This is a genomic window from Siminovitchia thermophila (assembly GCF_016909185.1).
GTDB lineage: Bacteria > Bacillota > Bacilli > Bacillales > Bacillaceae_C > Siminovitchia > Siminovitchia thermophila.
In genome coordinates this window covers 24505-45269 of record NZ_JAFBFH010000009.1, presented here as the reverse complement: position 1 = coordinate 45269, position 20765 = coordinate 24505, and the positions used below count along the sequence as shown (strand labels likewise).

The following is a 20765-nucleotide window of genomic DNA, read 5'->3' as shown; positions in this document are numbered from 1 at the left end:
CGTAACAACAAAATAATCGGTCGGAGCATCCATTTTGCCTTCAAAAATCCCCTTTAATATTACCCCCGTTTTTTAAAATGAAGTGGCAAAAAGTGAGTGAAATCATTACATAGCGACATGCGATGGCTGGCGTTCTGGGATAGGAGCTGCGAAGGTTGGCCAGAGTGTACTTCCTGCTGAACCTCTTGAAAAATGAATGAACTTTGTTAAAAATCTATTTGCCAAACTGGCAAAAAAGAAGTTGATTGTATGTAGGGCCGTCCACGTGTCCCACCTGCATAGGGTTTCATGAGGTGATTTTACGGTGAGCAAGAAAAAGAGAAAATCTCCTTTGTATATTGGTAAAGAGTATTATGGTGATATTCCAATTGAGGAAGCTTTTAATACAGCGTTAGCACCGTGTTTTAACCTCGATAACTCAACAGAAGCTAAAGAAAAAACAAGCTCATAATGTTAAGACTTTTTCTTTTTTTTAAAGGACAAGCCTCCTATGTATATGTTTTTGTTGACATTTATTGTTTTGATAAGATGAAGTCCATGGTTGCAAAACTGCTATAAGATCGGTCACGATTAAGAAAAAGTGGATGGGCTCATTCACGGGGCGGTTCAACATAAAAAAGGAAGGGTATTGATTTTTCTACCAATAGTAAACAAAAAAATTTTAAGGCTATTTCAATAAAAAAACCATGCTATTTCCCGGCTATCCTTTGCCATGAGGAAGTCTTATCATGAATATCAAAAGGAAAGAAATATTGGAGAATTCGATCGGATGCTTGATGGATATGACCGTTAGTCTTGTATAATATAATTTATAAAATCTGTTCGGGAGGGATTGTTTTGGATTTATCCAAAGAATATGTTGAGGATTTGTTGGTGAGAATGTCGCATCACTCAAGCGCAATTGAAAACAATACAATTAGCTTGCCAGAAACCGTATCAATCATATTGCATAATACCGTGCCCAATAAAGTTTCTCTTAGAGAGTTGTACGAAATTGATAATCATCGTCACGCGATGGAGTATTTGCTTTCACCGGAAACTCTAAAAAAAGATTTTACTTTCGACATCTTGTTTGAGACACATGCAATACTAATGGATCGGCTGCATCATGAAAGAGGTAAGTTTAAAACAGAGGAAAACTTTATGAAAGGTGCGGATTTTGATGCCGCACACCCCAAAGAGACTCCTATGTTAATGAAGCAATGGATTGATAATGTAAACTTTCGACTGAACACCTCTCATTCAGATAAAGACGTAATCGATTTAGTGTGTGAAAGTCATATTGAGTTTGAACGGATACATCCATTTGCTGATGGAAATGGACGGACAGGGCGATTGATTATGAATTACCTCTTACTGAAAAAGGATATTGCTCCCCTCATTATTGAAAAGAAGGATAAGGAAAGGTATATCTATTTTATAGCAAACCAAGATGGTAAAAGCTTTTCTGATTTTGCGGAAGAAAAAATAAAAAAAGAACAAAAACGAATTAAATCTTTTGCGCCTTCAAAAGTAAATAAGAAAAATAAGCATTCAGAATTTGAAAGCTAATACAATGTCCCATGCAACATTTTTTTGCGTGGGGCTATTTTTTTGTAGGGCGTTTTTTATGGAAGCTCCTCTGTTTCATAAAAAAAGTGAATAGATCAGCATTGAAAATTTCTATTTTACGTGTTTGTTTTATTTCACTATAATCAGAATGAAATCGTTACCAAAGTTAAAGGGGGAAGGATTTTGAGGAAAAAGTTCTCATTTTTAGGGATATTCATTGCACTTTCATTTATTCTTGCTGCCTGTAGTGAAAGCAGTCAAGGAACCACAAATGGAGATTGGAAACCAGAAAAGTCAATAGAAATTGTAGCACCATCTGGAGCAGGCGGGGGGTGGGATACAACTGCCCGAATGGCCGCAAAAGTCTTAGATGAAGAGGGAATTATTGATCAAGATATTGGTGTTGTGAATAAAACCGGTGGAGGCGGAGCAGTAGGCTGGGCATATGTGGCCAACTTCAAAGGTGACCCCTATCATCTGTTCGTCGCTTCTCCACCTATTATCGATGTGCCTTTAAATGGACAGTCTGAATATGATCATACCGACTTTACACCAATTGCGAATATCATTGCAGACTATGGTGCATTTGTAGTTAAAGCTGACGCAAAGTGGAATACATTACCTGAATTATTTGAAGATATGAAGAAGGACCCTTCCAGCATTACGGTCAACGGTTCTTCTTCACCAGGAAGTATGGATCATTTACAGTTTATCCGTTTTGCTAAAGCTTATGGTGTGGATATTACAAAAATCAAATACGTATCTGAACAAGATGGCGGTGAATTAGCTGCTTTGCTAAACGGAAGTGTCGATGTGTTCTCAACCGGAGTGGCTGAAACAGTTGAACAAGTTCGTGCAGGTAATGTGAAAGTGCTTGCCATTACTGCTGAAGAGAGACTCGAAGGGGAAATTTTCTCTGATTTCCCAACAGCCAAGGAACAAGGAATTGATGAAACTTTTGTTAATTGGAGAGGATTTTTTGGACCGCCTAAAATGGATGAGAATGCCAAGAAATTTTACGAAAATGCCTTCAAACAGTTACATGAAAGTGAAGCTTGGAATGATATTCGTGCCCAGTTCGGTTGGAACGAAATGTTCATGGGCAGTGAGGAGTTCGAGAAATTCTTAGAGGAGCAAAGAGAAGAGGTAAAAGAGCTTTTAGACGAACTGGGACTCACAAAATAGAAACAGCCATATTCTATCAAATAAGAGGGATGGGTAATACATTCCTCTTATTTGAATGAAAGGAGAAAGGTCAATTGCTACGATCAAAAAATAAGCTGGCAGCAAGTGTTTTATTTTTAATATCTGTTTTTTATCTATTTTTTGCTTTTCGCTTGCCAGCGTATGACTTAGTCCCTGTTGATTCAGATGCTGTTCCCTATGTACTGGGTGTTTTATTATTGATTTTGTCTATTGTTTTATTTTTTGAAAAGGATCAGGGGAACGAAGATCAAGAAAGCGCCATTAAGTTAGACAAAAATGCTTTGAAAATGCTGGGTGTCATTTCTTTATTTTTCATTCTTTATGCCATCCTATTTGAAGTACTTGGGTTTATGATTTCATCCATGCTTTTCATCTTCATTTCGACTTTTGTTTTGGGATACAAAAGGCATATTGTGAATATGATCGTTTCAATTATGACGCCTGTAGTATTTTACTATATTTTTGAATTACTACAAATCTCACTGCCAAAGGGAATTTTACCGCTTTAGTCTACCATAAGGAGGAAGAGAATGGACATTTTAAATGGTGTAATGCAAGGGCTTCAAGTGGCATTTAGTGTTGAAGGAATCTTGCTTGTTTTTATAGGTGTCCTAATAGGTACCCTAATCGGGATGATTCCTGGACTTGGACCGATTACAGCAATAGGCGTTATGATTCCTATATCATATGGAATGGATATAAATTTAGCGCTCATTATGATGGCGGGGGTTTACTATGGAGCTATTTTTGGCGGTTCCACTTCATCAATATTGTTAAATGCGCCTGGTGTAGAGGGAACCATTTCGACTGCCTTTGATGGGTATCCTATGGCGCAAAAGGGGCATGCAGGAAAAGCATTGGCAATTGCCGCCATCTGTTCTTTTGTCGGCGGTACCGTAGGAGTTGTTTTATTAATGACATTTGCACCGGCATTGGCTTCTGTTGCTGTTGCCTTTGGGCCGGCTGAATACTTTGCGTTGATGCTTTTAGCGCTGACGGCTATCACAAGTTTATCAGATGGATCTATGTCAAAGGCTTTGATTTCCGGAGTATTAGGGTTTATGGTTGCAACAGTGGGGATTGATGGACAAACTGGTACACCAAGGTTTACTTTCGGCAATATCAATTTATTAAATGGAATTGAATTTTTGGTTATTGGTCTCGGTTTATTTGCCATTGCAGAAGTTGCGGTTTTGATCATTAACCGTCATAAAGCCCAAGCAAAAATGCATAAAATAGGGTCCTTACGATTAACGAAAGAAGATTTTAAAGAAATGAGAGGACCTATGGCCAGACAATCGTTAATCGGTTTTCTGATTGGCGTATTACCGGGTGCTGGTGCCACAATTGCATCATTTATTGGATATACATCCGAGAAAAAGCTTTCCAAAAAGCCGGAGGAATTTGGAAAGGGGGCTGTAGCCGGATTAGCCGGACCCGAAACTGCCAATAATGCTGCGACTAGCGGCGCTTTTGTACCTCTTTTAAGTCTTGGGATTCCAGGTTCTGGTACTACGGCTGTCATGTTAGGGGCATTCCTTGTCATGGGAATTCAGCCTGGTCCCTTATTAATGACGGATCATCCTACATTATTTTGGGCCATTATTATTAGTATGTATATAGGTAATATATTTTTATTAATCTTAAATTTACCATTAATTCCATATATATCAAAGATATTGATGATACCACGCCCAATGTTAATTTCACTCGTTATTTTTTTCTGTGTCATTGGCATTTACACATTAAGCTTTAACGTATTTGATTTATACTTGCTCTTATTCTTTGGCGTCATTGGCTTTTTGATCAAATTGGTCAGAATTCCGGCAGCACCATTTATTTTGGCGTTTATTTTAGGAGATATGATGGAACAATCTCTCAGAAAGGCATTAACGATTTCCAATGGCAGCTTATCCATTTTTATTGAAAAACCGATTGCCGTGTCGCTTTTAATCGTATCTGTCCTGTCTTTGATGATTCCGCCGCTATTTAAATATATTAAGAAAAAGAACACGAGTGAGCAGCCGATGGATATGTAAGACTATGGATAGAGTCATTAAAAACAGAAACAGGTCTGTTTTGCTGGAGGAAGATGATGAAAAAAATTGCATTTATTACGTTAGGTGGTACGATTTCTGCAAAAGGAACGAATAGACTCGACTTAAAAGATTATAAGTCAGGTTTAATAGATGGGACATTTTTTGTAGAAAATATTCCTGAACTGAAAGAATTAGCCAAAATAAAAGTAATACCCTTTGATAATGTGAGCAGTACTCAAATTAACAGCCAGCATTGGATTCAATTAAAATATGATATTGAATATTATTTAAACGAAAAGGATTTTGACGGGGCTGTCATTTCTCATGGAACGAATACATTGGAAGAAACCGCTTATTTTCTCCATTTAACTGTATATAGTTCCAAACCAATTGTACTGGTAGGTTCTCAGCGTCCTTATACTGCTATCAGCTCCGATGCCCAATTGAATTTATTGAATGCTTTTAGGGTAGCCATCCATCCAGATTCATACGGGAAAGGTGTATTAGTCGCATTCAATAATAAGATTCATAGCCCGAGGGAAGTAACGAAAGTGGATACATACGATGTGGATGGGTTCCAATCGGGGACGATGGGATGTTTAGGGTATATCGATGCAGCCCATGAGATTGTTTATTACCGCGAGCCAGTTAGGAAACATACGATAGATTCCCAGTTTTCACAAATCAAAATAACCGATCTGCCAAATGTTGAGATTGTCTACTCCTATGCTGGCGCTACTGGAAATTTAATTAACCATATTGTCCAAAGTGAACATTATCAAGGAATCATAATGGCGGGTACAGGCGCGGGGCGATTTTCAAAAAGTGAAGAAGAAGCTCTCCTAAATGCTGTGGAAAAAGGAATTAATGTGGTACGGAGCAGCAGGGTTGGGAATGGCCGAGTAGTTTGTATCGAACCCTATGACCAGCTCAATGCCATTAGCGGAGATAATTTAAATCCTCAAAAGGCACGCATTTTACTTTCATTAGCACTGTTGCTTGATCGTGATAGAAACTCCATTCAAGAAATATTTCATCAATATTGAGGTTGTGGATGATATGAAAGAGCTGGGACGCAACTAAATCAGCTAAACCATAAAGTGAAACTTCATTCAGTAGGGCTTCTACTGAATGTTAGTTGAACCAATCGGGCATTTAGGTGCCGTTATCTCCCACTTAGACATTTTGTATTTACTCAAGATTTACGGCACCTTACATGCGGGATAAATTGTCCTAGTGTTATAATACGCAAGCATTTAGCGTAGTCAACATATGTAGACTCCTGCGGGAATAGCTCGAGCTAAAGATCCCGAGGGAAGCGACCTTTGCTTTCCGAGGAAGCTGAAGAGACCTGCGGAAAGCGAAATTTTTTTGACGTAGCGATGATAGGGATTTTTTTACACAAATAAACCGAACAATTATAAATGAATTGTTCGGTTTTAGCTATTTCGTATTTGCTTATGTTCCAGCCTCTTTCTTACGATTAGTCAAGTGTATTTCATCAATTTCTTTTGTTGTGATGATTAGTTTTATAAATGGTTATGATCATGTAATTTCGCGTAAGAAGAGTGGTTTTTGAGAAACTTAAAAAACTCTTGAACGGCAGGGAAATTCAATGTTTTATGCCTGCAATATGCCCATGTATCACGTTTGACTAACTGCTTATCATGGCCATATAAATTTTGAATAGATAATTCGTGCTCATTCATGAGGCAAATGCCGGGCAATATTGTATATCCAAGTCCCACACGAGCCATTTCCTTTGCTGTTTCCAGGCTATCTACACTCATAGAAATAATGCTGGGTTTTTTAAAAATATCTTTCCACCATTCATCTACCATCCCCTTCAAATAGCTGTCCATTTCGTATTGAATTCTCAGTAATGTAGGTAAAGCATTCATTTCAATAGGTGCCTTCGACACAATGCTGATTGGCTCTGAAACTAATAAATGCTGTTTCTCCTCCCAAAAATACTCCCCTCTTAAAATGGCGATATGAACATCCCCGGATAAAAACAATTTATATATATTCGAACTTAATCCTGTAATGATATGAAAGTTAACCTCTGGATAAATGGATTGAAATTCTTTTAGTATGGTAGGCAATATGTATTGTCCAAAAGTTGATGCTACACCTAGCTTAACCGTACCACGAACACTTTGTTCCATTAATTGTATTTCATCTAGAGTCAATTCTATGTTTCTTAAGTTTTTCTTTGCTAATTCAATAATCAATTCTCCCTCTGGAGTAGGGAAAAGACCAGACCGATCACGAATAAAAATCTTTGTATTGAAATATTCTTCAATCTGTCGAAGTCTATAGGTTAAATTGGGTTGCGAGATAAACAACTTTTCAGCAGCCTTTGTCATATTTCTTGCTTGATCAAGCATGATTAAAATAGCGTAATCTTTTTTGTACACTGGAAGTAATCTCCTTTATTTTAAGTACATGAAAATAAAGGTCCGTTGCTGTTTACTCATATGGTCTATCGTAAATACTCGGTATTGAACCATTTTTCAAACTTTCGTGTATTCAATGACTATTATAACATGTATCATAAATGATTTTTCAAAAGCATTAGGTTCAAGAAAGGCGGGAAAAAGTGTGGCCAAGCTGGAAGGAATTAAGCAAAGGTGTGTTGGAAAAAAAGTCCGCCCGAAAGCATGATAAACGTTAGGCTCTGGAACTGCACTTTTTTTCTTTCTACCGAAGAGCGTTTGTAATTTCAAAGACACTTGTATATCCGGCGCCGGGGAGGATTGTCACTGTTTTACAGACAACGTGATATTCCATTGCCAGTCATTTTCCACACTTTTTTCCATAACTAACTTTTATTTTGCAAATACAGTTTATTCGACCTATACCCAAAGAAAAAAAACAGGATGATTGCCAATGGAAAAAATACCCAACTATATCCCCGCATTAGCGCAAATGGTGTTTCAAATAGAAAGGAAGACCAAAAAGATATCCCGGTCTTATCCCATAAACCAGGTGTAAAATAGAACTCTTGTGGATTCGTTAACGCCTTGAAATCAATGATATCTATCAAATAAAATACTACTAACAGCGGTAAATAGCTGATTGCCAATTCAAAAAACATATTGGCCAATCTTTTATATCTGGCAGCTTTTGAATGATTATCAAAAAAAATCTCATCTCCAACAGTATCGTCCATTTTTTTAAAGTATTGAACCCCTGAGCTTTTCGTGCCGGCAAGATGTTTCCAGCCACCGTCCTCAAACATCGTACAATAATCGATGAAATCCTCCTTTTTCTTAAACATTCTGAAGTCAATTTTTATCGTTGCTTTTTCAGGCTCTCCCTTTCGAAAGTGATATCCGAAGAACTTATTTTGTAAATGATAACCCTCATTGGCCATCTGCTCTAACCATTGTTCCTCTTTTTCAAAGTCGATAAAAAATTTCAGTTTATACATCTTCTGTCCCTCCATTACCTGACATTGCCGTAGGCAGCAATTTTTCAGTTACTTGTACAATATGCTTCATTCGTTCACAATCCAGTCGCAATACTTCTTTGCCCTTCTCGGTGATGACATATGTTTTTCGCCGTTTATCCGTACTTTTTACTGCTGTAATGAGTTGCTGTTTTAGCAAGTTTTCAATTGCTCCATACATCGTACCCGCAGCTATCTTTACAGTCTGATTGCTTAGCTCTTCGACCTTCTGCATCATAATATAACCATGAGCGGGCTCAAGTAAGGATAATAAAATATAATAGGTCGTTTCAGTCAATGGCAAATATTTATGTAACTCCATATCATTCACGCTCCACAAATTTTTCAACATATACAGTTTAACTATATAGTTTAACTGTATACAACCTAACTGTATAAGTCAATCAAAACTTGAGCCCATTTCCAAAAGAATGGATCTTATGCTGGCATGCCTAATCATTTTACATTCAAAATTCGTTTAAATATAAAAATAATTCAATTTATTTTTAAAAATATACTGTATATATTTTTAAAGCATGTTACATTCGAAATGTGGCAAACAAATACAGGAGAAAGGAAGAAAACAGTGATGCACTATAAAGTAGAAACACTTCCAAACTATCGCCTAGCTTATGTACGAAGGGTTGGTCCATATGGACCTGCCAATGTCGATGTCATGGAGAAGTTAAAAAAATGGGCCAGGGAGAGAAATCTTCTTGAATCGGCAATCCTATTTGCCATTCCACGAGATAATCCTGAGACAACACCGCCTGAAAACTGCAGATTCGATGCTTGTATTGTGATTTCAAAAGATGATCAAATGGATGGTTCCATTTATGAAGGTGAACTCTCTGGGGGAACATACCTCATTTACAAAGTGAGACATACCGCAGAAGATATTCAAAAAGGATATGCTGATATTTTTTCATCCTTACAAAGCACCGGCTATCAAATTGATCATAAACCTATCTTGGAAAAATACACTGGCGATATGAAGAGCAATCCATATTGCGAAATATGCGTACCTGTAAAATCGTAATTTAATTCATTTTCGCGGTTTTAGAAGCGGAGAAGCGTACGGCAATCAAATTGGAACAATATATACTGTATCAATAAGTGCATTCTTGAAACAGGCTGTGTATAAAAAAGTGAAGTATCAAGAACGGAGTGACATTCCTAGAGTCTTTTGATTTCTCCCTGGAAGTTTAAAACGGATGATTTAGCTCTTGAAAATGATACGCCATCCTTGACGCAAATGAAAAGTCTGTTATTTATTGATGAGGCTGTTTACGCTAGTTACAGTAGTAGAACTATCATATCTTTTAAATGATGAAACAGCATATCGCAGTCGATCGGCTATCAAATAAAAAAGGAATGGGAGTGGGGAAGGTATGACTCCTGCGCATCTATCGAATGTTAAAGTGGCCAAAAATGAAGAAAGATTCACGCCTGGCAAAGCGTCAACGGGTGCTCTGTCCAAATGGTTGGAAACTGAAAAACAGCGTCTGCGGGTAGTAAAGTACCCATCTGGTTATCAAGCCGATCACGTTTGCTATGATGGGCACGCGTTTTATGTCGTAAGTGGCACTATCAAGATCGAAATGGGCGCAGATCTTACTGAGCGGGAAGCGGGAGATGCCTTTATTATTCCCGATGAAGTGCCGCATCGAGTGGTGAATCCTTTTGATGACGACGCTGAGGTTGTTGTTGCAGATCAAGGGTGATCCGTGCTGAAATGGCAGGAGTATGAAAATGAAATTGTGAAGAATACAAGATTGAAGCAAGACAGTTAGAAGTGTTAAAGAAGCGCTCGGACAACTGGAGTATGATCACCAAGCCTTTAGAAAATGATGGGAGGAATTCGTATTTTTAAATAGAAAAATGTGGGTATTATCCGTTTTTTGCAAGCAAATAAATTCCGCGCAAAAGCTTGAAGCTAGAGTCAGCATTCAAGCCGACACTGAATTTTTGGCAAGACTAACCCTATTCTCGTAATAGGTGATTTCGTTCGAACAATCCGCAGCAAGACGGATTTTGCTGGGGATTGTTGTTTTTTTGAACCTGCCTAGTAGGCTACAAGCTGACGTCGGCACGGATGAACCAATTGAACGATTTTTTATATTTGCTATTCATCTTATTTATGCTATAATGATCCCTATTACTACAAGTGTAGTTAATTCATAAAAACTACATTTGTAGTAATTAAGCTTAAGGAGAAGAAGGGGAGCGTGTGAATAGTCGAGTCAGAAGAAAAAAAGATAACAATAAAATTGTTTCTATCATACTATTAATCTTCTTAGTGGTGGGCGGGGGCTTTGGTCTGTTCTTCTTCATTCATAAAAATGATAACAGCCAAGCACGAGAAGCAGCAGATGCTTTCATTCAGATTTTAGAGAACAAAGAATATAAAAAAATGGAGGATGTGCTTGAAAAACAATCATACACTTCGTTAGGCTATACTTCCCAAGAAGTGATAGATAAATATGACCACATCTTCAACGGAATTCATATTCATAACATACAAGCATCCAAAATCTCATTTAAAAAAATAAATAATAGTGAACATGAGCTTTCCTATCAATTAAGGTTTACAACTCCACTAGGTACTTTGAAAAATGTAAAATACCAAACAAAAATCATAAAAACGGATGGTCAATATTTGGTAAAATGGGCTCCTTCCTTGATTTTTCCGGGAATGGAAGGAAAAGATAAGGTGGCGTTCCATGATTGGCAAGCAGAACGCGGAGAAATAACAGATCATCTAGGAAACGGATTGGCGGTAAACGAAGCTTATAAAGAGGCTGGAAAATGTGAGTCGGCAACTCGATATTCCTATAGAAGAGATACATCGAAAACTACATCAAAAATGGGTAAAAGATGACTTGTTTGTTCCTCTTAAAGTATTAGAATCCAATAAAACGGAAAATATCCCGGGCATTTCTTATCGAAATATAATACTGCGATATTATCCTTTAAAGGAAGCCGCGGCCCATTTAACCGGTTATATAGGTAAAGTAACAAAGGAAGATTTGGAGGAAAATCCACATGTGGCAGAAGGGGACATGATTGGCAAAGCGGGATTGGAAAGAGCGTTTGACCGGGAATTGCGCGGCAAAGGTGGAGGAGAAATTGTTATTGTCAATGAAGATGGTCAAAGGAAGAAAGAAATTCAAAAGCGGGAAAAAATAGATGGGAAAAATATTCAGCTAACGATTGATACGTATATTCAAACGGAGGCATTTAAACAATTGAAAGGAAAGCCCGGTGCTACCGTTGTCATGAGCCCGAATGATGGAAAACTGTATGCTCTCGTTAGCTCTCCTTCATTTGATCCAAACAAAATGGTTCAAGGAATAACTCGGGAGGAATATGATCAATACGCGAATGATGAAGATAAGCCGTTTATTTCAAGATTTGCTAAACGATATGCACCCGGCTCCACTTTTAAAACCATCACCGCCAGTATTGGCCTTGACGCCAAAATAACATATCCAAGTAAGCTCAGAAAAATAAATGGATTAAGCTGGAAAAAAAATGAAACGTGGGGAGGGTATTCGGTTACTCGGGTTTCTAATGTGCGTGATGTCGATATGAGAAAAGCGCTCATTTACTCGGATAATATTTACTTTGCCCAAGAAGCCTTGGAAATGGGGGAAAAAACTTTTAGAAATGGGTTGGATCAGTTTATCTTCGGCGAGGAATTAAATTTGCCGATCGCCATGAACCCCGCGCAAATTTCCAATCATTCGGCATTTGATTCAGAAATTCTGCTGGCAGATACGGCATACGGACAAGGGGAATTATTGGTCTCGCCGATTCAACAAGCCGCTATGTATTCTGTTTTTCAAAACGAAGGAAAAATTGTTTACCCGACATTATTGAATGATAAAGCCGGGCCAAAGTCAAAATCAGCCATTACTCCTTCAACAGCCAATGAAATGAAAAAACTTTTGCAAGAAGTAGTCAATCATCCAAATGGCACCGCTCATCTTCTGTACAACCATCAGCAGCAATAGGCTGCCAAAACCGGTACAGCGGAATTAAAAATGCAGCAAGGGGAAAAAGGGGATGAAAATAGCTTTTTGCTTGGCTTTGATGCGGGGCATGATCAATTTCTTCTTCTTTCCTTTGTAGAACATTATACCGCGGGCAGTTCCGCAACCCAGTTGAATAAAACATTTATAGCGGAGTTATATAAATATTTTCAAATGCGGGAAGGGATGCGGACTCCATCATAGCGAGTAAAGGACTCGTTAGCTCTTTAAGAAATCAGCACTGCCTGCTATAATAAATACTACAAATGTAAAAGCAGGAGGCCGCGATGAAGGAGATTCCGCAAATATCAGAAGCAGAATTTGAAGTGATGAAAATAGTATGGAAATATGAACCGATCTCCACCCCCGAAGTAGTAGAGAAAGTTTCAAAAAAAATTGATTGGAAGCCGAATACGATTCAAACTATGCTTTCACGCCTCGTGAAGAAGAAGGCTTTGCAAACGAAAAAACAGGGGAGAGTATTTGTTTACACATCTCTAATCGAAGAACATGAATATGTGGAACAAAAAAGTAAAAAATTTCTTAAACAATTTTTCGGCGGTACGTTGAATACAATGGTCTTAAATTTTATTGAAAATGATCAGCTTTCAAAGGAAGAGATTTCGGACCTGAAGAAAATATTATCTGAGAGGGATACGAAAGAAGGGGAAAAATGATGGATATTTTTATACTCCGTTTTCTATTAAGTACGATTCTCGTATCTCTTCTTATTTTAATAATTCTCTTCACGAAAAAAATATTCGCCAAACATATGTCCAAACAAACACATTATAAAGTTTGGTATTTTCTATTTACTCCCCTTCTTATTTCCTTTTTTCCTTGGGATTTTTTCCGCCTACATGAAATATCCCAATATATGAAAAGCCTGATGTTCACTAATAGGAACACGCCATTGAATCATGAACAGATAAGTGGAGTGGAAGTTTCACAAGCACCCAACACAAATGTCCTGCATGATTTCTCCGTGTCTGTAAATAAGGCAACGCCGGATTTCTTCTATCATACCTTTATGGCTGTTTGGATCACTGGAATGGTTATTTTCGTTGTGATGGCGATTTACGCAAACTATCAAATCCGGCAATTAAAAAAGTCGGCTGCTCCTATTCAAAATGAAAAAGTAAATGAATTGTTAGAAGTGTGCAAAGAGATGGTCGGAGTGAAAAGAAAAATAAAGTTGCAAGAAACAGCGCTTATTGCCTCTCCTAGCACGCTTGGACTGATACAGCCTTATATTCTTTTACCAAAGACGACACTGGAAACATTCTCATTAAACGATTTAAAATATGTTTTTTTACACGAATTAACCCATCAAAAAAATAAAGATGTGCTTATTAATTACGTCATGTTGTTATTAAACATTATGTACTGGTTTAATCCATTCGTATGGCATGCCTTAAAAGTCATGAGGATGGATCGAGAATTGGCTTGTGATGCCGCTGTTTTAAATCGCTTGGATGAGAGCGGATATATCGAATATGGACAGACGATCATTCATTTTGCAGACAAACAACAAAGCCGCGCCTTTGGACAGTACGCCTCCGGGATGGGCGGAACAAAAACACAAATCAAACAAAGAATCAAGAGCATTGCGAATTACGCTGGGGATTCTCAATTATTGAAATGGAAAAGCAAAGCAATCTGTGCGGCTCTCGGGATTTTTATGCTCTGTCTGACACCGCTCACCTGGGTGATCGCCAGTTCAGACGACGTATATCAATTTAATGAGAAAAATGTAATATATGAAGATTTAAGTTCTTATTTTCATGGATATAACGGGAGTTTTGTTTTATATGATCCCTTTAAAAATCAATATCAAATTTATAACCGCAAGATGAGTGAACAGAGGGTTTCTCCCAACAGCACGTATAAAATATATTCTGCATTATTTGCTTTGGAAACAAATGTCATAACCCCTCATCACAATGAACAACTTTGGGATGGAACAGTTTATCCCTATAAAGAATGGAATACGAATCAAAGCTTATCAACTGCATTGGGCAGCTCTGTCAATTGGTATTTTCAACATTTAGATCAAAAAGCAGGGAAAAAACAACTACAATCTTATTTTCATCACATAAACTACGGGAACGAAGACCTGTCCGGGAATCTAGAGCGTTACTGGATAGAATCTTCATTAAAAATATCACCAATTGAACAAGTACAAATATTATATGGATTAGATGAAAATACATTTGGCTTTAAAGAGGAAAACGTTCGTGCAGTAAAAAACGCAATCCTTATTGATGAGCAAAAACATCGTCAATTATTTGGAAAAACAGGCACTGGTTCGATCAATGGGAACAATGTCAATGGTTGGTTTATCGGCTTTGTAAAAAAGAATGATCGTAGCTTTTATTTTGCTGTCAATATCCAAAATAAAAAAGGACATGCAAACGGGAGCAAGGCGGCGGATATCGCCCGGCAAATACTGCGTGATAAACGAATATACGAATAAAAAAACCCAAAAAGGATAACTTCATCCTTTTTGGGCATTTTCTCCACTTAATACTACAATTGTAGTATTTATTCCTGTAAAAGGAGCTTTTTATAATGGAACAAAAAAAGAGAAATGTAACCACATTACGAATCAATTTCCTGCTTTTTATCATTTTCCTGCTTTTTTCTGCTCTTATTTTGCGGTTAGGTTACCTTCAAGTTGTACACGGTGAACAATTTTATAAAGAGGCTGATAAATCGCATTTGGTCGTTGTAAAAAAAGCTGTGCCAAGGGGATCTATTTATGATCGGAAGCATCGTCTATTAGTCGGAAATAAGGGGAAGAAAGCCATTACGTATTTTCGAAATAATGATAGTACGCCAAAAGCGATGGTAAAATTAGCGGAAGAACTAACGAAATTTATTTCCATAGATACGACTGGGCTTAAAAAACATGATTTACAAGAATACTTTGTCGCCAAATATCCGGATAAAATCAATCATCGGCTTACTGGAATGGAGCAGCGTTTAAAAGCAGGAGATTTATATAAAGCGCAAATAAAAAAAGTGACTGACGACGACCTGGCTTCCTTAAACGAAACAGAAAAAAGTGTTGCCAGTATATATAAAAAAATGAACAGCATTTCCGCATTTGAAACTGTAACTATTAAAAATAATCATGTGACGGATGAAGAAGCGGCCAAGGTAAGCGAACATATGCAAGAGTTACCGGGCATCGACGTTACAATGGATTGGGAACGTGAATATCAGGAAGGCACCGTGTTAAAAAGTGTATTCGGTTCGGTAACATCCGAGAAAACAGGTTTGCCTAGTGATGAAAAAGAATTACTGCTGGCTAAAGGCTACGCCTTAAATGACCGGGTTGGCAAAAGCTACTTGGAAAAAGGATATGAAGATGTGCTGAAAGGCACTAAGGAACAATATGAATTAACAATCAACAACGGAAAAGTGGAAAAATCTGTTCTTAAAACAGAGGGGAAAAAAGGAGATAATCTCGTATTAACGATCGATATTGACTTTCAAAAAGAACTGGATGAAATTGCAATCAACGCGTTGCTTCAACGGAAAGGCAAATTGGCAGATCGGCTTTATATTAGTGCCATTAATCCGCAAAATGGGGAAATTCTCGGCATGACCGGAAAAAGGATTAACATGGCTACAGGAAAAATAGAAGATGATACATTAAGTGTTTTTAATACTCAATATACGATGGGATCCAGCATAAAAGCGGCTACTGTTCTTGCGGGTTATATGGATAAAGTGATTTCATTGGATGACAATACACTCATTGATAAACCACTTAAATTTGCGGAGACAAAATCAAAAAGTTCTTGGTTTAACCGCCGGGGAAGTATGCCATTAAATGACATCACCGCGTTAGAAGTATCTTCGAACTCCTATATGATGCAATTGGCTATGCGGATGGGCGGAAAATATGACTACATGCCTGAGGAAAGCTTGAAAATGGATAGTAAAGCGGCTTTTCATAAACTCAGATATTATTTTTCGCAATTTGGCCTCGGTGTTCCAACCGGACTGGATATTCCGGGGGAGACGCATGGTTTAAAAGGAGTAGAAACAAATCCTGGTCTCGCTCTTGATCTTTCTTTCGGGCAATTTGATACGTATACAACTCTGCAATTAAATCAGTATATATCGACGATTGCGAACGGGGGAGACCGGATCGCTCCAAGAATTGTAAAGGAAGTTAGAGGCAATCATGAGAAAGGTGAACCAGGTGAACTAAAAAAAGCTTTTACTCCAAAAGTCATCAACCATGTAAATATCGAAAAAAAATATATTGATAGGATTCAATCGGGCTTATATCATGTTGTATACGGCAGCAATCCATATGGAACAGGAAAGAAACTTTCCGATTTGCCATATAAAGTCTCTGGTAAGACCGGAACTGCCCAAGCTTTTTATAGTGGGCCCATTCAATCGGCAAATATGACGGCTGTCTGGAATTTGACTTTCGTAGGCTATGCCCCGTCGGATAATCCGGAAATTGCGATCGCTGTTGCTTTGCCTTTTATGGATACAGATAAACAAGATGCGATCCTGGATATCCCCAAAAAAGTATTTGCTGCTTATTTTTCGCTTAACACATGATGATTAAGTCGTTTCATTTTGTCCTAAATACAAACTCTCTAAAAAGAGTAAAGTCCATCAGAAAGGCTCGATTGACTCGTAAATGCAGACGAAACTGTGTAAGTGGGAGGTGTACGCTCCCGCTTCACAGTTTCGTTTCGGTTTATGACAAATTAAATCTTAAAAAACCGCTATTTTAAAGACAATAGAAAATCGCCAGAAAAAGCTGCCAATCAATAAGGAAGGAAGCTGACTTGCCAGCTGCCGCTTTTAAACAATGAAATTCAATTCATTGTAGTAATGATTGATGGATTATTTACTATGAACCCCTTTTTTGTCGACAGCAATAAGCCGCTTGATGATTTCATTTGTAACCTCTTTTGTGCTATGTTTCCCACCAAGGTCTGGCGTTAAGATGCCATCGTTTGTGACGCTTTCAATAACAGTCAATAATGTATTTCCCAAATCTTCTTCTCCAAAATGATCTAACATCATTTTAGCCGTCCAAATTTGGCCAATTGGGTTGGCAATCCCTTTTCCGACAATATCCGGAGCCGATCCGTGAACAGGCTCAAACATGGAAGGATATTTTCCGTTGACATTAATATTCGCTGATGGGGCAATTCCAATGTTGCCCATAATCGCCGCCCCCAAGTCTGATAAGATATCTCCGAATAAATTGCTTGCCACAATGACATCAAATCTTTCAGGCCGGGTGACAAAGAACGCCGATAAAGCATCGATATGTTGGGAATCAGTGCTAATTTCCGGATATTCTTTGGCAATCTCTTTAAAAATTTTGTCCCAGAAAGGCATCGAGTATGTAATGCCATTTGATTTTGTCGCGCTTGTTACATGCTTTTTCCGTTTAGCCGCTAATTCAAAAGCATAACGCATGACTCTTTCCGTTCCTTTTCTTGAAAAGACCGCATTTTGAATGGCCAATTCATCTTCACCGTTGTAGATATTTCCCCCAATAGCGCTATATTCTCCTTCACTATTCTCTCTAACAACGACTATATCAAAATCCTTAGGGTTTATAAACGGGGATCTCACACCACTCATCACTTTTGCGGGACGAATATTAATCACTTGATCAAATTCACGACGAATTTTAATGAGTAATCCCCATAAAGAAATATGGTCGGGAACAAGATTACTATCTCCCACAGCTCCCAAGAATATACTATCGAAATCTTGTAATCTCTCCATGCCATCATCAGGCATCATTTTGTTATGTTCGAGATAATACTCACAGCTCCAAGGAAAGCTGGTAAAATCAAATGTTAATCCTCCATGAATATCTGATACCGTGTTCAAAACATCGATTGCTGCGGGAACAACTTCTTTACCAATTCCGTCTCCTGGTATAGCGGCGATTTTTAACGTTTTCAATTTCAATCTCCTCGCTTTCATATATAATTGTCGTGCAACAGGTCGACAGTATCCGGTCGACCAGATCATAATTTGATTATACGAGACGAAAAAACGTAAAGCAAGCTCGTTTTTTTAAAAAACTTCTTGTGTGAGTGCGCGTATTTTTACAAAAATGGAAAGAGGCCACCACTCTATGTAAGTGTGTGGATTGAAATATTTTCAATGAGCGGCAAAAGGGGAAGTGCCGCATGTCGCGCTCTATGGGGAGTATATAAAAAGCCATGATCTACTCATCATGGCTCAGTTGTTTCGGTTGTATGAAGAACGCCAATCAAATGGGATAAATCTAATTTCAAATGTTCAACCATTTCTTTGGAAGCTTGTTCCGCATTTCTTTTCTTCATTTGTGAAAATATGTCCCAATGTTGGCTCAGGATTTGATCTGCTCGACCTTCTCCCTGGAAGTTTAAGATACGGAAAAAGTACATAAGTGATTTTAAATCATTGAGTTGCTTTTGCAATCGGCGGTTATTCGTATACTGGACAATTAAATTGTGAAATTGTTCATTTAATGTAATAATCGTATTCGCTTCTTCTGAATGAAGGATTGCCTGCTCCGTTTGTTTTAGAGTACTCTCAATGTCAGCCAACTCCGTATCCGTTGAAATGGTAGTCGTTAACCCGACCGCGAAGGACTCGAGCGCCATACGGCAAAAGTATATTTCCTCAACATCCTTTATGGTTGGCTCGTAGACGATTACTCTGGACTTTTCGTCAACTGTAACAAGCCCTTCTGTTTCTAAAATACGAATGGCTTCTCGAACTGGACTTTTACTGACATTAAATTCTTTAGCCAATTGCGTCTCGATAATACGTTCTCCCGGTTTGAACTTACCTTCAAAGATCATTTTCTTTATGGAGTGATAAAACTGTTCATAATACGGTGTCGGTTTCTCAATCTTAAAATCACTCATATTCTCACCTTTTTCTATACTTTCTACATTTATATAAAAAAGCAGCCAATTTCATTGGCGATGAACATGTTTCTTGAACAATATTTTCTTCCATGTCTTAATCCTTTGTTTTCTTCAGCATACATAAAGTTTGCTCAATTGTCCTCTTTAAGGATAAAAAGAAAGGGGGCTGAAGTCAATGTATGTTCACGAAAATGAGGCTAAACCATCTTCCCTTTAGACTGGTACTTAACGCCGCTTTGCCAGATGCCATGAAGGGGAAAGCCGGATGCAAAAGGACTTGGTGTATACGAAGGGGATTATTTTAAAAAAGGGTGGTTACTGTCGACGAAAATGAATAAAAAAGGGGGGTTTCTTTGTCTGCATTATTGTATGGAGAAGATTATACTACAGCCATTATACTCTATTTACATCCGGAAAAAGTTCAGCCTTTTGAGGAAAATGCCTATGCAAACTATTTATTGTTGTAGGAAAAAGAGATTCAGTGAAAAGGAAATATGCTTATTCAAAACAATGTTCCATCAAGGACTTGGGAACTTGCCCAAAGCTATATTGAAAACTAGTCCAAAAAGTTGGAAAAGTGATCGTTGACCGATCAAGAATTCCCTTGAAATCAAATAAGCGGATGGGGCAGCTGACAAAAATGATCCATTCCTTCCACATATTATTTCCCTAAAATGAGGAAAATCAGTTGGCTAAAACGGAAAAAATATATTAACATATACATAATGATCATGTTCTTACATACATGCTTTTTTGGTAGATCGTTTTGATTTTTCGGTGAAAGATACGATAGATTCATATTTTGAATGTAGACCGTCTATATTCCCGATTACATATAAGGGTTGTGAAGAAAGGAGATCCCAAAAATGAAGCTATGGCTCAGAAGAATGTTCGTCTTTTTTGTAGCCATCATGACCTTTGGATTGTATATCCCGTCAGCTCAACCGGATTCGAAAGTAAATGATGAGAAAAATATCCTTTCTTCAAGTAAAATCGTTGAGGAAAATGATGAAGGCTCCGACTCTCCAACTGAAGATGGAGATTGTGTCCATTATCCCGAAGAAAAGGAAAGCAAAACGGCTTTACTGGCCAAACAGGCAAGAGAACAAGCGATAGCGAAATTGGGACCAAGAATTTTGGAGCAGGTGGAAGATGACTTCATGGAGGTCATTTTACCGACAATGGAAGAAGTTTTGACCACCCTGCTTGTCGAGGCGGGATCGCAAGAAGTTCCCTATTTCATGATTACTGATCAACCCGCCGATGGATACGGAGAAAAAATATTTCATGTATATGATGTGCGAAATGATATGGATATTGCCAGATTTCATGTCAGGCGTGATAAGAGGCCGTTAGAAGGATACTGGTTTAATTTCCATTATCATTTGAGTAAAGATCATTTTGAAAAGCATCATGAAATTGGGGAGATTTACTGGTCTAAAGATGACCCGCCAAAATGGATGGCATGATGATTGTTCATAACAGTGTTTGCGATCTTTTTTCGTTTTGACTTCATGCAAAAACACCTTCGAAATTGTGTATGTTATTTCTGCGTACC

The 20765-nt window shown here is 37.9% G+C and carries 20 protein-coding genes; 15 read left to right on the top strand and 5 right to left on the bottom strand.

The features are described 5' to 3' along the window. Nucleotides 1–304 precede the first annotated feature (304 nt). The 6 genes from JOC94_RS08070 (at nt 305) to JOC94_RS08045 (ending at nt 5842) form a co-directional block, all read left to right on the top strand. The gene (locus JOC94_RS08070) at nt 305–451 is read left to right on the top strand and encodes a hypothetical protein (RefSeq protein ID WP_171973822.1); all 147 of its coding nucleotides are present in this window, start codon (nt 305–307) and stop codon (nt 449–451) included. Between the two features lie 386 nt (nt 452–837). After that, the gene (locus tag JOC94_RS08065; protein ID WP_236017026.1) at nt 838–1551 is read left to right on the top strand and encodes a Fic family protein; all 714 of its coding nucleotides are present in this window, start codon (nt 838–840) and stop codon (nt 1549–1551) included. Between the two features lie 183 nt (nt 1552–1734). Continuing rightward, nucleotides 1735–2736 (top strand): Bug family tripartite tricarboxylate transporter substrate binding protein, encoded by a 1002-nt coding sequence (locus JOC94_RS08060; protein WP_083717321.1) that lies wholly within the window; start codon nt 1735–1737, stop codon nt 2734–2736. A gap of 74 nt (nt 2737–2810) precedes the next feature. Continuing rightward, nucleotides 2811–3266: a tripartite tricarboxylate transporter TctB family protein gene (locus JOC94_RS08055; protein WP_077110166.1), complete on the top strand. Its 456-nt coding sequence runs from the start codon at nt 2811–2813 to the stop codon at nt 3264–3266. Between the two features lie 21 nt (nt 3267–3287). Next, on the top strand, nt 3288–4796 hold the full coding sequence (locus JOC94_RS08050; RefSeq protein ID WP_077110167.1) for a tripartite tricarboxylate transporter permease: 1509 nt from the start codon (nt 3288–3290) through the stop codon (nt 4794–4796). Nucleotides 4797–4849: 53 nt separating this feature from the next. Continuing rightward, a complete protein-coding gene (locus JOC94_RS08045) occupies nt 4850–5842 on the top strand; it encodes an asparaginase (RefSeq protein ID WP_083717323.1) in 993 nt (330 codons plus the stop codon). A 483-nt stretch (nt 5843–6325) separates the two neighbouring features. On the opposite strand, the gene JOC94_RS08040 is transcribed toward JOC94_RS08045, so the two are convergent. The 3 genes from JOC94_RS08040 to JOC94_RS08030 all read right to left on the bottom strand — a co-directional run bounded on the left by JOC94_RS08040 (nt 6326) and on the right by JOC94_RS08030 (nt 8572). Then, on the bottom strand, nt 6326–7216 hold the full coding sequence (locus JOC94_RS08040; protein ID WP_077110169.1) for a LysR family transcriptional regulator: 891 nt from the start codon (nt 7214–7216) through the stop codon (nt 6326–6328). A gap of 404 nt (nt 7217–7620) precedes the next feature. Next, on the bottom strand, nt 7621–8232 hold the full coding sequence (locus tag JOC94_RS08035) for a DUF2812 domain-containing protein (protein WP_077110170.1): 612 nt from the start codon (nt 8230–8232) through the stop codon (nt 7621–7623). Beyond that, complete coding sequence (locus JOC94_RS08030; RefSeq protein ID WP_077110171.1) at nt 8225–8572, bottom strand: PadR family transcriptional regulator; 348 nt, start codon at nt 8570–8572, stop codon at nt 8225–8227. The genes JOC94_RS08035 and JOC94_RS08030 overlap by 8 nt, the downstream gene beginning before the upstream one ends. A gap of 267 nt (nt 8573–8839) precedes the next feature. Here JOC94_RS08030 and JOC94_RS08025 point away from each other — a divergent pair, with 267 nt between their 5' ends. From JOC94_RS08025 to JOC94_RS07990, 8 genes are all read left to right on the top strand, one after another. Then, nucleotides 8840–9289 carry an AraC family transcriptional regulator gene (locus JOC94_RS08025; protein ID WP_077110235.1) on the top strand — a complete coding sequence of 150 codons (450 nt, stop codon included), beginning with the start codon at nt 8840–8842 and terminating at the stop codon, nt 9287–9289. Between the two features lie 352 nt (nt 9290–9641). After that, nucleotides 9642–9974: a cupin domain-containing protein gene (locus JOC94_RS08020; protein ID WP_077110172.1), complete on the top strand. Its 333-nt coding sequence runs from the start codon at nt 9642–9644 to the stop codon at nt 9972–9974. 506 nt (nt 9975–10480) lie between these two features. Next, nucleotides 10481–11131, top strand: coding sequence for an NTF2-like N-terminal transpeptidase domain-containing protein (locus JOC94_RS08015; RefSeq protein WP_083717325.1), 651 nt, complete (start codon nt 10481–10483; stop codon nt 11129–11131). Next, nucleotides 11061–12266: a penicillin-binding transpeptidase domain-containing protein gene (locus JOC94_RS08010; RefSeq protein ID WP_171973823.1), complete on the top strand. Its 1206-nt coding sequence runs from the start codon at nt 11061–11063 to the stop codon at nt 12264–12266. Before JOC94_RS08015 ends, JOC94_RS08010 begins: the two co-directional genes overlap by 71 nt. A 30-nt stretch (nt 12267–12296) precedes the next feature. Next, nucleotides 12297–12488, top strand: a complete 192-nt coding sequence (locus JOC94_RS08005; protein WP_083717329.1) for a hypothetical protein — start codon at nt 12297–12299, stop codon at nt 12486–12488. 83 nt (nt 12489–12571) lie between these two features. Next, nucleotides 12572–12961: a BlaI/MecI/CopY family transcriptional regulator gene (locus JOC94_RS08000; protein WP_077110173.1), complete on the top strand. Its 390-nt coding sequence runs from the start codon at nt 12572–12574 to the stop codon at nt 12959–12961. Further along, on the top strand, nt 12958–14760 hold the full coding sequence (locus tag JOC94_RS07995; RefSeq protein WP_077110174.1) for a BlaR1 family beta-lactam sensor/signal transducer: 1803 nt from the start codon (nt 12958–12960) through the stop codon (nt 14758–14760). The genes JOC94_RS08000 and JOC94_RS07995 overlap by 4 nt, the downstream gene beginning before the upstream one ends. Before the next feature lie 95 nt (nt 14761–14855). Further along, the gene (locus tag JOC94_RS07990; RefSeq protein WP_077110175.1) at nt 14856–16874 is read left to right on the top strand and encodes a peptidoglycan D,D-transpeptidase FtsI family protein; all 2019 of its coding nucleotides are present in this window, start codon (nt 14856–14858) and stop codon (nt 16872–16874) included. Nucleotides 16875–17165: 291 nt separating this feature from the next. Here JOC94_RS07990 and JOC94_RS07985 read toward each other — a convergent pair whose 3' ends face one another. Together JOC94_RS07985 and JOC94_RS07980 are read right to left on the bottom strand one after the other, a co-directional pair. Next, nucleotides 17166–18248 (bottom strand): tartrate dehydrogenase, encoded by a 1083-nt coding sequence (locus JOC94_RS07985; protein WP_077110176.1) that lies wholly within the window; start codon nt 18246–18248, stop codon nt 17166–17168. A gap of 275 nt (nt 18249–18523) precedes the next feature. Continuing rightward, complete coding sequence (locus tag JOC94_RS07980) at nt 18524–19204, bottom strand: GntR family transcriptional regulator (RefSeq protein ID WP_077110177.1); 681 nt, start codon at nt 19202–19204, stop codon at nt 18524–18526. An 869-nt stretch (nt 19205–20073) separates the two neighbouring features. On the opposite strand from JOC94_RS07980, the gene JOC94_RS07975 reads away from it, so the two are divergent. Then, the gene (locus JOC94_RS07975) at nt 20074–20676 is read left to right on the top strand and encodes a YpjP family protein (RefSeq protein ID WP_077110178.1); all 603 of its coding nucleotides are present in this window, start codon (nt 20074–20076) and stop codon (nt 20674–20676) included. Nucleotides 20677–20765: the final 89 nt, after the last annotated feature.